This is a genomic window from Mycolicibacterium agri, assembly GCF_002553505.1.
In the GTDB taxonomy this organism is placed as follows: Bacteria; Actinomycetota; Actinomycetes; order Mycobacteriales; family Mycobacteriaceae; genus Mycobacterium; species Mycobacterium agri.
The window spans coordinates 1-15,243 of record NZ_PDCP01000065.1 but is presented as its reverse complement, the minus strand read 5'-3'; the positions used below and the strand labels follow the sequence as shown (position 1 = coordinate 15,243).

At 65.9% G+C, this 15,243-nt stretch carries 14 protein-coding genes; 5 read left to right on the top strand and 9 right to left on the bottom strand.

Annotation, left to right across the window (positions count from 1 at the left end):
* Nucleotides 1-79 precede the first annotated feature (79 nt).
* Nucleotides 80-1,132 carry an NAD(P)-dependent alcohol dehydrogenase gene (locus CQY20_RS25655; RefSeq protein WP_097942887.1) on the top strand — a complete coding sequence of 351 codons (1,053 nt, stop codon included), beginning with the start codon at nucleotides 80-82 and terminating at the stop codon, nucleotides 1,130-1,132.
* A 14-nt stretch (nucleotides 1,133-1,146) separates the two neighbouring features.
* Here the strand turns inward: CQY20_RS25655 and CQY20_RS25650 are convergent, their stop codons facing one another.
* Nucleotides 1,147-1,470 (bottom strand): DUF3349 domain-containing protein, encoded by a 324-nt coding sequence (locus CQY20_RS25650; RefSeq protein ID WP_234816412.1) that lies wholly within the window; start codon nucleotides 1,468-1,470, stop codon nucleotides 1,147-1,149.
* 44 nt (nucleotides 1,471-1,514) lie between these two features.
* Here CQY20_RS25650 and tenA point away from each other — a divergent pair, with 44 nt between their 5' ends.
* Nucleotides 1,515-2,186, top strand: coding sequence for a thiaminase II (gene tenA, locus CQY20_RS25645; protein ID WP_097942899.1), 672 nt, complete (start codon nucleotides 1,515-1,517; stop codon nucleotides 2,184-2,186).
* A 137-nt stretch (nucleotides 2,187-2,323) separates the two neighbouring features.
* Entirely contained in the window at nucleotides 2,324-5,128 is a 2,805-nt protein-coding gene (mmpL3, locus tag CQY20_RS25640; protein ID WP_097942886.1) for a trehalose monomycolate exporter MmpL3, read from the top strand.
* 79 nt (nucleotides 5,129-5,207) lie between these two features.
* On the opposite strand, the gene nrdF is transcribed toward mmpL3, so the two are convergent.
* The 5 genes from nrdF to CQY20_RS25615 all read right to left on the bottom strand — a co-directional run bounded on the left by nrdF (nucleotide 5,208) and on the right by CQY20_RS25615 (nucleotide 11,110).
* On the bottom strand, nucleotides 5,208-6,170 hold the full coding sequence (nrdF, locus tag CQY20_RS25635; protein WP_097942885.1) for a class 1b ribonucleoside-diphosphate reductase subunit beta: 963 nt from the start codon (nucleotides 6,168-6,170) through the stop codon (nucleotides 5,208-5,210).
* Nucleotides 6,171-6,344: 174 nt separating this feature from the next.
* Nucleotides 6,345-7,868: a flavin-containing monooxygenase gene (locus CQY20_RS25630; protein ID WP_097942884.1), complete on the bottom strand. Its 1,524-nt coding sequence runs from the start codon at nucleotides 7,866-7,868 to the stop codon at nucleotides 6,345-6,347.
* A gap of 79 nt (nucleotides 7,869-7,947) precedes the next feature.
* Nucleotides 7,948-9,525, bottom strand: a complete 1,578-nt coding sequence (locus CQY20_RS25625; RefSeq protein ID WP_097942898.1) for an HD domain-containing phosphohydrolase — start codon at nucleotides 9,523-9,525, stop codon at nucleotides 7,948-7,950.
* Nucleotides 9,526-9,564: 39 nt separating this feature from the next.
* Nucleotides 9,565-10,311 carry a hypothetical protein gene (locus CQY20_RS25620; protein WP_097942883.1) on the bottom strand — a complete coding sequence of 249 codons (747 nt, stop codon included), beginning with the start codon at nucleotides 10,309-10,311 and terminating at the stop codon, nucleotides 9,565-9,567.
* A gap of 61 nt (nucleotides 10,312-10,372) precedes the next feature.
* On the bottom strand, nucleotides 10,373-11,110 hold the full coding sequence (locus CQY20_RS25615) for a TetR/AcrR family transcriptional regulator (RefSeq protein ID WP_097942882.1): 738 nt from the start codon (nucleotides 11,108-11,110) through the stop codon (nucleotides 10,373-10,375).
* Nucleotides 11,111-11,265: 155 nt separating this feature from the next.
* Here CQY20_RS25615 and CQY20_RS25610 point away from each other — a divergent pair, with 155 nt between their 5' ends.
* Nucleotides 11,266-12,447 (top strand): NAD(P)/FAD-dependent oxidoreductase, encoded by a 1,182-nt coding sequence (locus CQY20_RS25610; protein WP_097942881.1) that lies wholly within the window; start codon nucleotides 11,266-11,268, stop codon nucleotides 12,445-12,447.
* A gap of 84 nt (nucleotides 12,448-12,531) precedes the next feature.
* Here the strand turns inward: CQY20_RS25610 and CQY20_RS34920 are convergent, their stop codons facing one another.
* Both CQY20_RS34920 and CQY20_RS25600 read right to left on the bottom strand, forming a co-directional pair.
* Nucleotides 12,532-12,678, bottom strand: a complete 147-nt coding sequence (locus CQY20_RS34920) for an MFS transporter small subunit (RefSeq protein ID WP_097942880.1) — start codon at nucleotides 12,676-12,678, stop codon at nucleotides 12,532-12,534.
* A complete protein-coding gene (locus tag CQY20_RS25600) occupies nucleotides 12,678-14,051 on the bottom strand; it encodes an OFA family MFS transporter (RefSeq protein WP_097942879.1) in 1,374 nt (457 codons plus the stop codon). The genes CQY20_RS34920 and CQY20_RS25600 overlap by 1 nt, the downstream gene beginning before the upstream one ends.
* Before the next feature lie 194 nt (nucleotides 14,052-14,245).
* On the opposite strand from CQY20_RS25600, the gene CQY20_RS25595 reads away from it, so the two are divergent.
* The gene (locus CQY20_RS25595; protein ID WP_097942878.1) at nucleotides 14,246-14,560 is read left to right on the top strand and encodes a hypothetical protein; all 315 of its coding nucleotides are present in this window, start codon (nucleotides 14,246-14,248) and stop codon (nucleotides 14,558-14,560) included.
* 102 nt (nucleotides 14,561-14,662) lie between these two features.
* Here the strand turns inward: CQY20_RS25595 and CQY20_RS25590 are convergent, their stop codons facing one another.
* The gene (locus CQY20_RS25590) at nucleotides 14,663-15,010 is read right to left on the bottom strand and encodes a hypothetical protein (RefSeq protein ID WP_097942877.1); all 348 of its coding nucleotides are present in this window, start codon (nucleotides 15,008-15,010) and stop codon (nucleotides 14,663-14,665) included.
* Nucleotides 15,011-15,243 lie beyond the last annotated feature (233 nt).

The following is a 15,243-nucleotide window of genomic DNA, read 5'->3' as shown; positions in this document are numbered from 1 at the left end:
TGGTTTCAAGTAGCCGCAACGTCGCGGATTTTCCTCATGCCCTGCATGACTGCTTACTGACGTATTGACGAGGACTTCAATGACCACTGCCGTAACCGCTTACGCAGCAACCTCTGCGACCGAACCGCTGATCAAGACCACGATCACCCGCCGCGACGTCGGCCCTCACGACATCGCCTTCGACATCCATTTCGCGGGCATCTGCCACTCCGACATCCACACTGTCAAGGCCGAGTGGGGTGTGCCCAACTATCCCGTCGTGCCCGGTCACGAAATCGCCGGCGTCGTCACCGAGGTCGGCTCGGAGGTGACGAAGTTCAAGGTCGGCGACCGCGTCGGCGTCGGCTGCTTCGTGGACTCCTGCCGCGAGTGCGACAGCTGTCGGGCCGGTCTCGAGCAGTACTGCAATGGCGCCGGCGGCATGATCGGCACCTACAACGCCGTCGACAAGAACGGCGAGCCCACCCAGGGCGGCTACAGCGGCGCCATCGTCGTCGACGAGAACTACGTCCTGCGCATCCCGGACAGCCTGCCGCTGGACGCTGCGGCGCCGCTGCTGTGTGCGGGCATCACCACGTATTCACCGCTGCGGCACTGGAAGGCTGGCCCCGGCACGCGGGTCGCGGTGATCGGCCTCGGCGGGCTGGGCCACATGGCGGTCAAACTGGCCGCCGCCATGGGAGCCAATGTCACCGTGCTGAGCCAGTCGCTGAAGAAGATGGAGGACGGCCTGCGGTTGGGCGCCGACCAGTACTTCGCCACCAGCGACCCCGACACCTTCACCAAGCTCGCCGGATCGTTCGACCTGATCATCAACACGGTGTCGGCCAACCTCGACCTGAACGCCTACATGGGCCTGCTCGCCGTCGACGGCACGCTGGTTCAGGTCGGCATGCCCGAACACCCGATGGAGCTGTTCGCCGCGCCCATGGTGGTGAAGCGGCGCAGCATCTCCGGGTCGATGATCGGTGGCATCGCCGAAACCCAGGAGATGCTCGATTTCTGCGCCGCACACGGTGTGCGGCCCGAGATCGAGGTCATCACGCCCGATTACATCAACGAGGCCTACGAGCGCGTACTCGCCAGCGACGTGCGGTACCGGTTTGTGATCGACACCGCATCGCTGCGATAGCACAGCAGACAGCCCTAGGAGTCCACGTCGTCGACGCCGGCCAGGGGCCATCCCGCGGCAGCCAGTTTCGCGGCCACCCGCCTGATGTTCTCCGGGCCGGCGTCGTGATGTGTGACCTCGGAGATGAACTCGGCGATCTCATCGCGGGTGATCTCGCCGTCGGCCGTCACCCGCGCGTCGCCGGTCAGGTTGCGGACCACCTCCCGGACCTCCTCTTCGGTCAACGGGGTGGTCCGCAGCAACGCCAGCAGCGGGACCCGGTCGGCGCCGGGCACGCCCTCGGGATAGCCCGCCCGAAGCCAACGCAGAATCGAGCCGAGTAGCGACGCTGGGGTCACACCGCTCAGTGTCCTCCGAAGCGGCCGTTGAGAGGATGGACGTCATGAAACCTGACTCCTGGTCTGCTCAACTGTGGTCCGAGACCGAGCCCATCTTCGCCGCGATCCTCGCCCACCCGTTCCTGACCGGACTCACCGACGGCAGCCTCGACGGCGACGTGTTCGCCCACTACGTCGCCCAAGACGTGCATTACCTGCGCGACTACGCCCGCGCGCTGTCGATCGTCTCGGCCAAGGCGCCGACGATGGCCGACACCGCGATGTTCGCCCGACACGCCGCCGAGGTGTTCGACGTCGAGATGTCGCTGCACAACTCGCTGCTGCCGCAACTGGGCCTCGATCCCGCGGCCATCGACGCGACACCGGTCGCACCGACGACGCGGGCCTACACGAGCTATCTGATCGCCACCACCTACAGCGGCAGCTTCGCCGACGGGCTGGCGGCGGTGCTGCCCTGCTACTGGATCTACGCCGAGGTGGGCCGCAAGCTGCTCGAACGCGGCTCCTCGGATCCCCGCTACCAGAAGTGGATCGACAGCTACGGCGGCGAGGAATTCGCTAAAACCGTCGCCGAGGTGCTGGAGCTGGCCGACCGCACCGGTCCGACGCTGCAACCCGACGACGAGGCCGTCGCCCGCGGGCACTTCGTGACGACGTCGCGGTATGAGTGGATGTTCTGGGACGCCGCCTATCGGCGCGAACAGTGGCCGGTGTGAGTTCCCTTGTAATCTCACCCATGCACTTGAATTTGATGTCCATGCACCGGCAACGGAGCAACGCGAGTTAGGGGCTAATCGTTTTCGCCTGGTGGGGTCGAACGGTATACCGCTATCGATTCGTCGTGGTTGCCGTCATGGTGGCGTTGTGCCTGGGCGCGGGCATATTCGGCTCGAGCCTGGGCGCCCACGTCACGCAGAGCGGCTTCTACGACGACGGTAGCGAGTCCGCGGAGGCGTCGCGGCTCGGCGACGAGCACTACGGCAGGGACACCTCCAGCCACATCGTGGCGATCTACACCGCGCCGGAGGGCAAGACCGTCGACGACCCGGCCTTCCGCGAGAAGGTGCTCGACAACCTCGCCAAGGTGGAGAAGGAGCACCCCGATCAGATCCTGCGGTCGATCGGCTACTTCAAGACCCCGGATTTGCTGCGCAACATGGCAGACGCGTCGAAGAAGCACGCGTTCATGTCCGTTCAGCTCAAGGGCGACAACGACGACGACATCCTGAAGAACTTCAAGGAAGTCCAGGCCGACCTGTCCGATCCCGGCGTCGATGTGCAGTTGGCCGGCCTGCTGCCGTTGGCCAACGAACTCACCGGGACGATCGCCAAGGACCAGCAGCGCGCGGAGGTGCTGGCGCTGCCGCTGGTGGCGATCGTGCTGTTCTTCGTGTTCGGCGGCGTGGTCGCGGCGTGCCTGCCGGTGATGATCGGCGGCCTGACGATTGCCGGCGCGCTGGGCATCATGCGGTTGACGGCGATCTCGGTGCCGGTGCACTACTTCGCGCAACCGGTCGTCACGTTGATCGGCCTTGGCATCGCGATCGACTACGGGTTGTTCATCGTCAGCCGTTTCCGCGAAGAGATCGCCGCGGGCTACGACACCGAAACCGCGGTGCGCCGCACGGTGGTGACGGCGGGCCGCACGATCGCGTTCTCGTCGGTGCTGATCTCGGCGTCGGTGGGCGGCCTGCTGTTGTTCCCGCAGGGCTTTTTGAAGTCGTTGACCTACGCGATGATCGCGTCGGTCACGTTGGCCGCGGTGCTGTCGATCACCGTGCTGCCCGCGGTGTTGGGCATGTTGGGTCGCAGGGTCGACGCGTTGAGCGTGACGACGCTGCTGCGCATTCCGTTCCTGCGGGAGTGGAACTTCAGCAACCGGATCATCACCTGGCTGGCGGAAAAGCTGGAGAAGACGAAGACCGCCGAAGAGGTCGAGAACGGCTTCTGGGGTCGGCTGGCCGAGCGGGTGATGAAGCGGCCGTTGCTGTTCGCGGTTCCGCTCATCATCGGGCTGATCGTGTTGATCCTTCCGCTGGGCAATCTGGCGCTGGGCGGCATCAGCGAGAAGTACCTGCCGCCGACGAACCCGGTGCGTCAGGCGCAGGAGCAGTTCGACCGCACCTTCCCCGGTTTCCGCGTCGAGCCGATCACGCTCGTCATCCAGAGCACCGACGGCCAACCGGTCACCGACGCCGACGTGGCGCAGATGCGCAGCGAAGCGATGGAAATCTCGGGATTCACTGAGCCGAACAATGATCCGGACAACATGTGGAAGGAGCGCCCCTACCTCGACGGGGCGTCGAAAGACCCGTCGGTGCGGGTGATCCAGAACGGTCTGGTGAATCGGCTCGACGCCAAGGCGAAAGTCAATGAGCTGCGGGCGATTCCGAAACCACACCACCTGAACGTTCTGGTGGGTGGCACGCCGGCGCTCGAACAGGACAGCGTGCGAACGATTTCGGCGAAGTTGCCGCAGATGATCGTCATCGCGTTGACGATGACGACGCTGTTGATGTTCCTGGCGTTCGGGTCGCTGGTGTTGCCGGTCAAGGCGGCGCTGATGAATGCGCTGACGCTGTGTTCGACGCTGGGCGTGCTGACGTGGATCTTCGTCGACGGGCACCTCTCGTCGTGGATGAATTTCACGCCGACCCCGCTGACGGCTCCGGTGATCGGGTTGATCATCGCCGTGATCTTCGGTCTGTCAACGGATTACGAGGTCTTCCTGGTGTCCCGGATGGTCGAGGCGCGGGCTCGCGGCATGACTACCGAGGAGGCCATCCGACACGGCACGGCCACCACCGGGCGGCTGATCAGCGCTGCGGCACTGGTTCTCGTCGTCGTCGGCGGGGCGTTCGCGTTCTCGGATCTGGTGATGATGCAGTATCTGGCGATCGGCCTGATCACCGCGCTGCTGCTCGACGCGACCGTGGTCCGCATGTTCCTGGTGCCGTCGATCATGAAGCTGCTGGGCAACGATTGCTGGTGGGCGCCGCGGTGGATGAAACGGCTGCAGGAACGCATCGGGCTCGGCGAGATCACGCTGGCGGACGAACGCAAAGCCACGGAGGCGCCGCCCGCGCAACTGGACGAGCCGTTGGCGTTTGGAACGGTATTGGGCGCGCCGACGCCTCCCCCCGCGCCGCGGGATCCGACGCGACCCGTGGCCGCGGCCGCCATACCCGCGCCTGTCGCCACGGGCGTGGCGCTGGCCGACCGACCCGACGCCGAGCCGACGACGCCGATACTCGTTGCCGGCAAGGGCGATAACGGCACCGGCGGAGACGATGGCGGCGGCGGCGATGGCGGTGATGATGGCGATGAGACGCCGCCGTCCGACGAATCCGTCGATACCAACGGCACCGCACCGGAATCCGTGGATGACGAGACGGACGACGAGCCGGAAGCAGAGTCGACCGACGAAGAAGTCAGCGACGAGGCAGTTGACGAAAACGCCGGCGCTACAGCCGAAGATGCCGAAGCGACCGCCGACGACGAAGAGTCCGTCGAAGAGACGGCCGAAGACATCGACGAAGAGCCCGTCGAAGAGCCCGTCGAAGACGGTCAGCCTGGAGACGAGGCAGAGTCGGCGGCCGACGAAGACGAGACACCCTCAGAGGCAACCGAAGAGGACAAGCCGAACGCCGAGGATTAGAGCGCAGCCGGCGCCGTTCTGCAACGGGGGTCGTCAATCGCCCCCCTCGATTACGACCGCCGCCGCAAAATCCAGCGACCTAGAAGTTCCAGTCCTCGTCTTCGGTGACGACGGCCTTGCCGATGACGTAGGACGAGCCCGAGCCTGAGAAGAAGTCGTGATTCTCGTCGGCGTTGGGTGACAGCGCCGACAGGATCGCGGGGTTGACGTCGGTCTCGTCGCGCGGGAACAGCGCCTCGTAGCCGAGGTTCATCAACGCCTTGTTCGCGTTGTAGCGCAGGAACTTCTTGACGTCCTCGGTCAGGCCGACGCCGTCGTAGAGATCCTGGGTGTACTCCACTTCATTGTCGTAGAGCTCGAACAGCAGCTCGTAGGTGTAGTCCTTGAGCTCCTGCTGCTTGGCCTCGTCCACCAGCGCCAGCCCGCGCTGGTACTTGTAGCCGATGTAGTAGCCGTGCACGGCCTCGTCGCGGATGATCAGCCGGATCATGTCGGCGGTGTTGGTCAGCTTGGCCCGGCTGGCCCAGTACATCGGCAGGTAGAAGCCGGAGTAGAACAGGAAGCTCTCCAGCAGCGTGGAGGCCACCTTGCGCTTGAGCGGCTCGTCACCGCGGTAGTACTGCATGACGATGGCCGCCTTGCGCTGCAGGTTGGGGTTCTCCTCCGACCAGCGGAAGGCCTCGTCGATCTCGGCCGTCGAGCACAGTGTCGAGAAGATGTTGCTGTAGCTCTTGGCGTGCACCGACTCCATGAAGGCGATGTTGGTGTAGACGGCCTCCTCATGCGGGGTCATCGCATCGGGGATCAGGCTCACCGCCCCGACCGTGCCCTGGATGGTGTCCAGCAGCGTCAACCCGGTGAACACCCGCATGGTGAGCTGCTTCTCGGCGTCGGTCAGGGTGTGCCAGGACTGGATGTCGTTGGACACCGGCACCTTCTCCGGCAACCAGAAGTTGCCGGTCAGGCGGTGCCAGACCTCGGCGTCCTTCTCGTCTTGCAGTCGGTTCCAGTTAATGGCCGAAACACGGTCGATCAGCTTCATGCCATCGCTCACGAGAACCCCATTTCACCTGGACTTTGATCGGTCTAAAGCCGTTCTACAGCTCGCCACCGACACTACCCCTTGGGCCCGGGTTGGCTGCGCAACACAACATCATGTGTTTGGCGTGTCGCCCGGCGCCGCCCGCAAAGCTAGATCAAGCCAGCTCACGCCACCTCAAGCCACCTCAGCCGGCGCCTTGACCCCGAGGAACTTGTACTCCGACGGGCGAAGCTTGCGCATGTGCCGCCAGTACTCCCAAGTCATGCCGCTCCACAACGTGCGGTTGACGCCGTGCTCGTCGAGATACCAGCTTCGGCAGCCGCCGGTGTTCCAGACGGAGCGCGCCAGCCTCTGCTGCAGTTCGGCGTTGTCGCGGTCCTGGGCCTCCCGCGTCGGGGCCAACGCCTGCGCGCCGCGCTTGTCGACCGCGGCGATCGCCTCGGCCACGTAGCGGATCTGCGCCTCGATCATGATGACCACCGACGTGTGCCCCAACCCGGTATTCGGACCTAGCAGGAAGAACAGGTTCGGCACGTCGGCGACCGCGACGCCGCGATGGGCGGCCACCCCTTCGCGGTTCCACCGGTCCACCAGGTCTTCGCCGCCGGGCCCCTTGATGTCGACGTAGGTGTAGGAGTCGGTGACGTGGAAGCCGGTGGCGTAGATGATGACGTCGACCTTGTGCTCGGTGCCGTCCGCGGTGACGATGCCGTCACGGGTGATGCGGGTGATCCGGTCGGTGATCAGGTGGCACTTCGGATTCGCCACGCCCTGGTAGTAGTTGGGCGAGTACAGGATTCGCTTGCAGCCGGCCCGGTAGGTCGGCGTCAGCCGCCGCCGCAGCTCCTTGTCTTTGACGTTGCGCCGGATGTTCCACTTGCCGACGAGCTCCACCACCCGCAGCAGCCCCGGCGCACGCGTCATCGCGAAACCCAGGCCCTCGAGGAACCAGTAGATGCCGGTGCGTACTGCCAGCCGCAGGCCGGGCACGTAGGCGAAGGCACGCTTGAGCGCCTCTGGGAACGGCTTGTTCGGCCGCGGCACCACCCACGGCGGGGTGCGTTGATAGAGCTGCAATTCGGCGACGTCGCGGACGATCTCGGGCACGATCTGGATCGCGCTCGCGCCGGTACCGATCACCGCGACGCGCTTTCCGGTCAGGTCGACGCTGTGGTCCCATTCCGCGGAATGGAAAGCGGCACCGGCGAAGTCGTCCTTACCCTCGAAGTCGGGGATCAGCGGGATGTGCAGCGCGCCCGCACCCGAGATCAGGAACTGCGCGATGTACTCCTGACCGTCGGCGGTGAACACATGCCAGCGGTATTCGGCGTCGTCCCAGTGCGCGCGGTCGACGAACGAGTTGAACCGGATGTAGCGACGCAGCCCATACTTGTCGGTGACCCCCTTGAGGTAGTCCCAGATCTCGGGCTGCGGCGAGAACAGCTTGCTCCACGTCGGCTTCGGCTCGAACGAGTACGAGTACAGATGCGACGGGACGTCGCACGCGCACCCCGGATAGGTGTTGTCGCGCCAGGTGCCGCCGACGTCGTCGGCCTTCTCCAGAATGAGGAAGTCCACCCCCTGCTTCTGCAGCGCTATGGCCATCCCGAGACCGGAGAAGCCGGTCCCGATGATCAGCGCCCTGGTGCGGATGGCCTTCTGCGTGACTTCCTCGGCCGTCTGCTCGGCAACGGTCATGACGGCGGTCTCCCTACCTCGATGTGGTGCCACCTGGGAACGGCGGTACCGGATACTTTCGAGACCCAGTGTATGCCGCTCAGACCGCGACCGGATCGACCAGACCGTGCTTGAGGGCATACATGCTGGCCCCGATGCGGTTGGACACCCCGATCTTGGCGTAGGTGCGCTCCACGTGGTTGCGCGCGGTCTTTTCGCTGATCACCAGCGTCTTGGCGATGTCCTTGTTCGACGCACCCCGGGCCACCAGGCAGAGCACCTCGATCTCGCGGGGCGTCAGCCCGCCGGGGCGGGTGTTGGGCCGCTCGGCGCGATGCCCCGCCGCGTGCAGCACCGCTGCGACTGCGGCGGCGTCGAGGGCACCCGACTTGACCCGCTCGCGAACCCGCCGCGCCGCCCCGTTCGGCGCCTGCGCCTCCCGGTAGGGCCGCGGCTCCAGCGCCGACTGATAAGCCACGGCGGCGGCCAGCACCCGGTCGGCCATCGGCAGCGCCGCATCCGACAGGCCTCGCGGATAGCCGCTGCCGTCCACGCATTCGTGGTGGTTACCCGCCAGCTGAGCCACCCGCTCGAGACCCGCGACGTGGCTGAGGATGCGCACCGTCATATACGGGTGCAGCCGCATCCGCTCGAACTCCGCCGCGCTCAACGGGCCCGGCTTCGACCAGATCCGGTTCGACACCCCGATCCGACCCAGGTCGTGGACGTGTCCGGCCCGCCGGACCAGCGCGACGGTGTCGGTCTCCAGCCCCGCGACGGCGGCCGCATCGGCAGCGAGCGTGGCCACCGCACGTGAATGGCCAAGGGTGAAGGGACATTTCAAGTCGACGAAGTCGCCGAGCGCAACCAGCAGCGCATCCAGCGCGTTCGGGCCTAGCCGCACGCCGCGGTCGGGCGCTTCCCGCAGCGCGGCCGCCCACACGTCGCCGGTGGGCGGGCCGGTCAGGATCCGGTCGGCGTCGGCGGTGACCAGGTCGACCAATTGCGGGTCGAACTGACCGCCCCTGCGGCCGCGCGCCATCGCGATCGCGCCGTCGACGCCGTAGGAGCGCTGGTGCACCTCGAGCATCTCGGCCAGCTGCGCGACGCGCATTTCGATCGGGATCGCGTCTCCGCTTGCGCCGCACGGCAATCCGCCGCCGTCGAACCGCTCGAAGGTAAACGCCAGCATCTTCTGCACGTCGGCGCTCAACCCGATCTGTTCGGCCAGCAGGCCCGCCGACGTGCAGTGCGAATGGATCAGCTGGCTGAAATGGCCCCGCGCGTTGGCCAGCAGCGAGGCCAACACGCTCAACCGGCGCACCACCGACTGCCCACGGGCGATATTGCTCAGCAGGAACCGCTGATACGGCAGCCCGGACCAGTCGACGAGGTACGCGTCGTGCCGCACGGCGATGTCGTCGCCGAACCACTGCGCGTATTCGTGCGAGTCGGCGTGACAGCCGATCCACATGATCAGCGTCGCGTAATAGGTGCAGTCGCGCTGCTGGCGGGTCAGGCCGAACCGGTCGGCGATGCGCGTCGCGATCAGCGCCGAGCGCAGCATGTGCTCGGCGGGTTGACCCAGGCCTAGGTCGATCGCCACCGACAGCGCCGCCAACACCTCGGCCCGGCTCGGCGCCGGTCGAGGCGTTGAAGCGGCCGCTCGCGACGCCATCTGCAAATTGTGACGGTCGGACGGCTCGGATGGCATGGGTTAGCCGATCCGTGCGGTGTCGCCGGCCGCGACGTGCACGGTTTCGTCGAAGTTCTCGAAATGCCCCGTGCCGATCACGCAGATCCCGGTCTGCGGCGGGCGGAAGTCGGCCAGCCGGGCCTGCTGCGGCAGCCGTCCGATCGGGCCGAGATCTTCGCCGCCGAGCACCGCACGCGACGCCGCGACGGCCCAAACCTTGCGCGGCGCGACCATGAAACGCTGCCCATTCGGCGCTGCACCGGCGAGCCGAATGTCACCGGCGCCCAACATCGTTCCCGCGACCCGGCCGATGACGCCGAGTGCGCTGCGGTTGGTCCACGCCGATTCCGGCAGCCGGTCGGCCAGAGCAGACAGCATCCGACTGGCGAACGTCGACTCCACGTGCACCGACCACTGCAACAGTCCGGGAATCGTCACCCGGAACCACCACGGCGTCACCCACTCGATGTCGATGTCGCACTGGACGGCCTCGTTGTCGGTGGCGGAGCTGAAATATCGAGCGCAACTCTGCTCGGCGGGGGTGGTGGCATAGAACGTCCAGTTGCCCGCCGGATCACGGTGCCACACCGACAGATAGGCCGGTGCGAACGATGCGGTCGGGAATTGGCGCAAGGCCAGATAATGGCCACTTTCAAAGGGGAGACCCATGACGCCGAAGCCGGCGAATCGCTCGTCGTCGCCGTCGGGCAGGACGGGATTGGTGAGGACGGCCGCCACGGCGTCACGGGGGGTGTGTTGTGTGTTCATGCACCGATATTCGGCGCGACAGCATCACCGGCACATGAGGCGATTGCCCCAAATATGGCGCTCAGGCGACGGGTTGCTGCCTGCGAACGGCGGTGTGGATCGGCTGGTCGGCGTCGATCTTGACGTTGAGCAGTTGGGCTGTGCCGTAGATCGCGCCCATCATGATCGTCGTCATGTGCCTGATGAACTCGCCGCTGGGCATCCGGCGCGGGGCGTTCTCGTCGGCGCCCAGCCACCAATCCGTCGCCGAGGCCGCCGTTCCGAAGATCGCGTACGCCGCCAACTCGAAGGCCGCCGGGTCGAGCTCCATCTCCTCCAGCTCGCTGCTGACCATGTCGGCGATCGCCAGGGTGATGTCGCGGCCCTTGTTCACCGTGGCCATCGCCGCCGCGGACTGGTCGGCGAATCTGCCCTGCAGCAGGAACCGCACCACGTTCGGGTGCTGATCGACCAGCTCGACGTAGTGCTCGACGCCGCGGCTGACGATGTCGCGGAAGGAATCCTTCTCCAAATCGATCGACGGGATGATCGCCGCCCACAACATGTCGCGCATGCGTCCGCCGATCGCCTGGAACAGATCGGACTTGTCGGTGAAGTGGCGGTAGATCTTCGGCTTGGCGGTGCCGGCCTCCTCGGCGATCTCGCGCAGGGACAGTTCGGGGCCGAGGCGGTCGATCGCCCGGAACGCCGCGTCGACAATCTCGGCGCGCACCTTCTTGCGGTGCTCGCGCCAGCGCTCGCTGCGGGCGTCGACCTTGACGCCCGGTTCACGTGAGCGTGACCTCGACCTTGCGCGCATTCCGCTAACTGTACTCGTCTGAAGGTCTCTGACCTGCTCAGACCGTGCCGGAAAGCGTGTGTGGCGTTATCCGGCCGGGGGCTTCTGTCGTGGAGATGACCTGCGTCGACTTGGGTACTATCGCTGCGACAGTCCGCTCAATCGAGACGAGAGTTATGACGCAGCGATACGACGTGGTCATCGCCGGTGGGGGGCCTTCGGGCTCAGCGGCCGCCTGGCAGGCCGCGCAGACCGGCGCGAAGGTCGTCGTTCTGGATAAGGCCCAGTTTCCGCGGGCCAAGCCGTGTGGCGACGGATTGACCGCCCGCGCGGTCAGCTACCTGCAGAAGATGGGTCTGGCCGACGAGGTCGCGACGTTCCACCGGGTCAACCGCGTGACCGTGTTTAGCCCGAGCCAGTGGGAACTGTCGTTCCCGAAGCGCCCGGGCATGCCGGATCACGGCCACACCGTCAGCCGCGAGCACCTCGACACGCTCCTGCTCAAGCACGCCGAATCGGCTGGCGCAGAGGTACGCCAGGGCGCCGAGGTCACCGGGCCCGAACTCGATGCCAGCGGACGCGTCATCGGGGTGACGCTGAAAAGCGGCGAGAAGGTCTACGGCGACGCGGTCATCGCCGCCGACGGCGCCTACTCCCCCATCAAGCGGGCACTGAAGATCGACTCCGAGTACAACGGCTACTCCGCGATCGCCATCCGCTCGGAGATGCACGCCAACCGGTCCGACACCGACTCGCTGGACATCTACCTCAAGCTGGCGTTCCAGGGCGATCAGCTGCCGGGCTACGGCTGGGTGTTCCCGATGGGCAACGGCTTGTTCAACATCGGGCTCGGCTACGTCAACAGCTACAAGAACTGGCAGTCGATCAACGCGACGCAGTTCCTCGGCGAATTTCTGCGCACGCTGCCCGCCGAGTGGGAACTGCCGCCGATCGAGGAGCTGAAGAAGAACCGAAGCGTGCGTGCCTGGCGGCTGCCGATGGGCTTCACCGCGTGGCCGCCGTGGCGGCCCGGCGTGCTGTTCACCGGCGACTCGCTCGGCGCGGGCAAGCCGGCGTCGGGCGCGGGCATCTCCAAGGCGCTGGAGTCCGGTCTGGCCGCGGGCGAGTGCGCGGTAGCAGCGCTGCAGAACGGCGGCCCCGACGACTTCACCAATTACGCGCAGCGCATGGAAGCGGCGTGGGGCAAGGAGTACCGGCGCGGCCGCTACTTCCACAAGATGCTCGGCTACCCGAAAGTCGCCAACGCGGGCATCAAGTTGATCGACAACGCCCGCTTCCGCGACGCGATGCTCAAGGCGCTCTACAAGAAGGCTCAGGGCCCGCAGCACAGGTACTGAGTCGGCTCGCTAGCCGCGGATGTGCACCTTTCGACGCGACGGCGGCGTGTCGCGCGAAACGGCACAATCGATGCTTGGGCGCGGTCAGTGGAGGAACAGCTGCTGAACCTTCATGATCAGCTCATACACGCCGTAGCCGAACGGGATGGCCACCCACAGCCAGGCCAGCGCGATGAGGCCCTTGGGCACGGTCTCCTGGTACTCGTGTAGCTCGGCGGACTGGTCCGTCATCACTTGCTCCTCTGCAGTTCGAAGGCGCGTGGATCGTCGACGTCGGGCTCGTGCCACTTGTCATTGACCGGCTTGATCAGCTCGTTGCACACCAGCCCGATCACCAGCAGCCCGATCATGATCGTGAACGACATTGTGTAGAGGGCAGGGCCCTCCTTGCCCGCGGCCTCCTGGCTGTCGGCGACGGCGTTGACAATGATCGGGCCGAGAATGCCCGCCGCCGACCACGCCGTGAGCAGTCGACCGTGGATGGCGCCAACCTGATAGGTGCCGAACAGGTCGCGCAGATAGGCAGGCACGGTGGCGAAGCCCGCGCCGTAGAAGGACAGGATCAACAGGGTCGCGATCAAGAACACGACCTTGTTCGAGTTCTGCATCAGCGTGATGGTCAGGTACAGCAGCGCCCCGACACCGAGATACATCCGGTAGGCGTTCTTGCGGCCGATCACGTCGGACAGGCTGGACCACCCGATGCGCCCGGCCATGTTGGCCAGCGAGAGCATCGCGACGTAACCACCGGCAGCGGCGGCCAGAGCAGCTGCGGTAATACCCGGGGTCGGGAAGTAGTCCTGATAGATGGGCGAGGCCTTCTCGAGGATGCCGATGCCGGCAGTCACGTTGAAGCACAACACAATCCACAGCAACCAGAACTGCGGCGTCTTGATGGCGTTGTTGGCCGACACCTGCCCGCCGGTGACGAGGGAGCCCGCCGTCGGCGGCTCCGGGTTCCATCCATGCGGTTTCCAGTCCGGCCGGGGCACCCGCACCAGCAGCCAGCCCAGCGACATGAACACCGCATACACCAGGCCGTGCACGAGGAACGTCTTGGCGATCCCGGACGTGTCGGTGCCGAACATGTCGAGCATCGCGGTCGACCACGGCGACGCGATCAGCGCGCCACCACCGAAGCCCATGATCGCCAGGCCGGTCGCCATGCCGGGCTTGTCGGGGAACCATTTGATCAACGTGGACACCGGCGAGATATAGCCGATGCCCCAACCGATTCCGCCGAGCAGCCCGTAGCCGACCAGCACCAGCCAGTACTGGCCGAGGGCAAGGCCTGCGGAGCCCACCAGCCAACCGCCGCAGAAGCAGCACATCGCCGCGAACATGGCGGCGCGCGGACCGTTGCGATCGACCCAGGTGCCGAAGACAGCGGCCGACAGTCCGAGGAAGACGATGCCGACCGTGAAAGGCAGCGCGCTCAGCGTGCCGGAGATGCCCAGCGCGCCTTCAAGCGGCTTTTTGAACACGCTCCACGAATAGGCGGCGCCGATCGACAGGTGGATCGACAGGGCGGCGGGAGGCACCAGCCAGCGACTCCACCCGGGTGAAGCGACGATGCGCTCCCTGCTGAAGAACGGCGCAGTCATGCTTGCAGGCCTCCCTGTGTCTGGGCATTCGCGGTCACGACGTCGCGGGTACCCGGCACGCCGCCGCCTTAACAAACGATTGCAAGATCCCCCAACGCCCTAAACCATAACGCTGGTCAACGCCCTACGCGCGTCGGGGACAAGGGGGCCAAACCCCCTTTCAGCAGCGGGTTCTTCGCTGAAAACTGAGTCGCATGAACACCAACAGATTGCTCGCCACCGTCGCGACGGCGGTTGGCCTGACGGCCAGCCTGCTACTCGGATTTGCGGCCTCGGCCGGCGCTACTGCCGAAGAAGATTTCTGGGAGTGCATCGCCGACCACCAAGACACCGACGGCATCGGCGTCTGCTGCGTGTTCTACGGCGGCACCTACGACGACCGCGCCGGCGAGTGCTGGGACTATCCCGGCGCCACCGTCATGCAGGACTCCTCCCCTGGCCCGAAGATCAACCCGAAACGGCCCGCGTTGACGCGACTGCCCCTCACGGCGACGCTCTCCCCCGCGTAGCGCGGCCACCGGCCGGGTGTGGGCCTGACTGCACGATCACTTCCGCTCCCCTCGCGTGCAACAGGTCCACACTCGGCCCTCGGCTTGACGAGACGCGTTCTGCTACGCGGTCTCGGCAGCGTCCGCAGCGTCGGGACAGCCGGCGTCGATCCACAGCTCGATCGAACGTATGGATTCGTCTGGCATCGGGTCGAAACCAACTGGCATGCGCGGGAATTCCGCGCCTGGCTTATCGCCGAACGGCGGCAGACCTTTCAGAGAAAGGATCAAATTCGAGTTCGCCCCGTCACCGGGCACCAGGATCGGTTGTCCGAGCAGCTTTATCGCGACGAACTGATCCCGAGTGACACCGCGCCAGAACGCGTGATGCGGAGGGCCCACCACAGTTTCTGGACCCTCTACCGCCGCGTCGAGCAAGTCGACGACCTCACGAAAAGTATTGATGCCCATCGGTTCTCCTAATCTGGTCGCGGTCCAGCAGTTCCTGCTCAATCTGTCGAGGGTTGGGATGAGTTGTCATCACCCGCGTCGCTGTTTCACCCGGGTGACCGTTTCCCCGGCGAGCAGACGCTAATGCCCCGCAAAACCCCAGGCGATTTCAGGCAGTGGATGCAACAGCGGGTGGTTTTGGCGGGTTTGAGAGTAGCTCGTCGAGGACTTCAGCGGGTTTCTTCCAGCCGAGG